The 2,731-nt window shown below is 41.5% G+C and carries 3 protein-coding genes; all 3 read left to right on the top strand.

The window, feature by feature from the left end:
- Positions 1-135 precede the first annotated feature (135 nt).
- Positions 136-1,122, top strand: a complete 987-nt coding sequence (locus ACWB0I_RS00830; RefSeq protein ID WP_479386130.1) for a vWA domain-containing protein — start codon at positions 136-138, stop codon at positions 1,120-1,122.
- Between the two features lie 15 nt (positions 1,123-1,137).
- Positions 1,138-1,584: an FHA domain-containing protein gene (locus ACWB0I_RS00825; protein WP_479386129.1), complete on the top strand. Its 447-nt coding sequence runs from the start codon at positions 1,138-1,140 to the stop codon at positions 1,582-1,584.
- A gap of 24 nt (positions 1,585-1,608) precedes the next feature.
- Positions 1,609-2,731, top strand: a 1,123-nt coding sequence (locus tag ACWB0I_RS00820; RefSeq protein ID WP_479386128.1) for a Stp1/IreP family PP2C-type Ser/Thr phosphatase, incomplete at its 3' end; no start/stop codon positions are given.

Genomic DNA, 2,731 nt, shown 5'->3' with positions numbered 1-2,731 from the left:
ATGTGTGGCTTTCATCCTGAAAAACGCGCCTTTCATGATATCCTGAGCAAAACGCGTGTTATTCGTTACGAGCGACCGCAAAGTTTTTTGCAAAAGGATTATTTTGAAGATATTTAGTAAAGGTTGAATAGCATCATGAAGTTTATCTTGCCGGTTTTTAGCTTATTGTTATTTTCCATCCTCTGGAGTGGGGAGCTTAACCTGCAAATTGTGCAAGAGCCTTCGGGCACCTATCCGGCCGATCAGTTGGTTCTTCGCCTGCAAGGGGGAGCGGAGAATCGCTTGCCCGTCATTCGGCGTTCTGACGTGACCCTTAAAATCGGCGAAGAAGAGATCGATGACTTTTCTATTGAACCTTATATCCATTCTGGAAAGCCCGTAGATATTCTCTTTTGTGTTGATATCAGCGGTAGTATGAATAAAAACCCGATTGGGGAAGTAAAACAGGCCATTAAAGATTTTACAAAAAAGTTAAAACCGCCAATTCGAATCGGGCTTTGCGCTTTCGGAAATGAGTTTTATCTGCTACAACCTTTTACAACGGATTATGAATTAATCCGCCATAAAGTTCAAAAATTAACGGCTAAAGAGAACCTTACTGAACTTTACTATGGCATTTACAAAGCGATCAATGTATTCGATCAATACAAAAGCCCCCCACTTCGTTTTTTGATTCTTTTTTCGGATGGAAAAAATGATGGCTCGCTGGCCTATACGCTTGATGACTGTATTGAAGAGGCTATCAGTAAACAGGTAAAGGTGTTTTCTGTCGGATATACCAGATTGAATCCCATCTATCTGAAGAATCTGGAAAAAATATCGGATTTTACAGCCGGCGCCTACCAGCATCCCCAAAAAAGACAGGATATCCTCAGGGCATATCAACAGATTAAAAACAACATCAGCGCATTTTATGTTGTACAATACAATCTGGAAGGCGAACCAGGGGGCTTAAGCGGCCCCCTGGCTATTGAAATTTATGCGGCTAATGATACCTTGAGGACCATAAGCGAAAGGGTAATCACCACGCCCAAGAGATTTTCGACGTGGGGCATGCTTGCCATTTTACTTATGATTTTAAGCAGCGTGGGGTTTGCAATCTGGATTTATTTTCGTAAATAGAAGGATGTTGAAGCGGTGGAACGCGAGGCCAGAGAGAAGGAAAGCTGGTATGAAAGTGAGTTGCAAAAATTTCGCAAGAATCTGGATTATGTCGGCCAACTATTAAATAAAAAGGAAAAAGATAGCGGTGAAACCGATGAGCTTAATCGGACTTTAGTTTTAGAAAGAGGATTACCCACCGTTTGTGTTTTGCATGGCAAAGATGAACAGCCGATAATCATTGAAAATTATCCGATAAAAATTGGCAAATCACCTTCCTGCCAAATTCAAATTAATAATCCAAAGGTCTCGCGGGAACACGCCTTAATCGAACATGATGACGGGCAGATCGTGGTGGTGGATTTGGGCAGTACCAATGGGGTATGGCTTAATGGCAAGAGGGTACAAAAGGCCGCTTTAAATAATGGGGATACGTTGTCTTTTGGCCCGATCGGCTATCAGGTGGAGTTAATAAGGTACTAATAAAAGTAAATAAGGATATTTACCATGGTCAAAAACTACGAACTGTTTAATATATCAGATGTGGGGAAAAGACGCCAGAATAACGAAGACTATTATGCTGCATTTCAGAATGAAGACTGGTTGCTGCTGGTATTGTGCGATGGAATGGGCGGCGTGGAAGGAGGCGAGATCGCCAGCCAGCTGGCCGTAAAGGCCATCGGAGAATATTTTAAAAAGAAATTTAATGAACCTATTTCATTCTTTGTAAATTCTGTAAAATTTGCCAACGAAGTGATTCGTAAGCGTTCGGCACAAAAACGACATCTGGCCGAAATGGGTACCACTCTGGTTGCCGTTCTTTTTAATGGCACAGAAATTTTCTATGCCCATGTTGGCGATAGCCGTTTATATTTGTTTCGCGATAAGCAATTAATCCAGTTAACCCATGATCATACCTATGTGGGCGAATTAGTAAAACGCGGCGTGCTGAGTAATAGTCAGGCTGCAAACCACCAGTACAAAAATCGCATTTCAAGGTGTATCGGTTATTTGAACTCTGAGCCGGAAATCGCTTCTACGCCGGTAACCGTAAAAGAAGGCGACATCTTTTTGCTCTGTTCTGACGGGTTGACGGATATGGTGAGCGATGAAAAAATCGCACAAATTCTTAATAGCACATCCAACCTGGATAAAGCTGCACAAAAATTGGTCCAGCAGGCAAACCAAAACGGCGGCCACGATAATATTACCATCCAGTTGCTAAAAATCAAAGATCCAGCTTCCATGACAGGAGGAAATATACCTCGCCCACCAAAGAAAAGTAGAAATAAATGGTTGGTAATTTTGTCTGTTCTGTTCGTGTTAATGGCTACCGCATTATTTTTTACATTTTTATACCAGGGATCACTGGATGTGGAAATCGTTACTAAACTACAAAACAAAGTCTCCTCTGTTGTCGAAGAAAATTCAGATAAAATGGTGACCGAAGAGAGTCCAGCGAAAAACAAAGAAAAAATCCTGAACATCGGTGAGTTCCATTCTTTATTATTTCTTCCGCCAGCCCGTGAAGAAAGAGAAGCCTTTCTTCAAAGCATCCGGAGCAAGCTGGATACCATAAAAGTGTTTACCCTTTATTATCCAAAAAATGAACCCATCGCCATTCAAAAAA

Source organism: Caldithrix sp., assembly GCF_056497305.1.
This window is presented reverse-complemented; position numbering and strand designations above follow the sequence as displayed.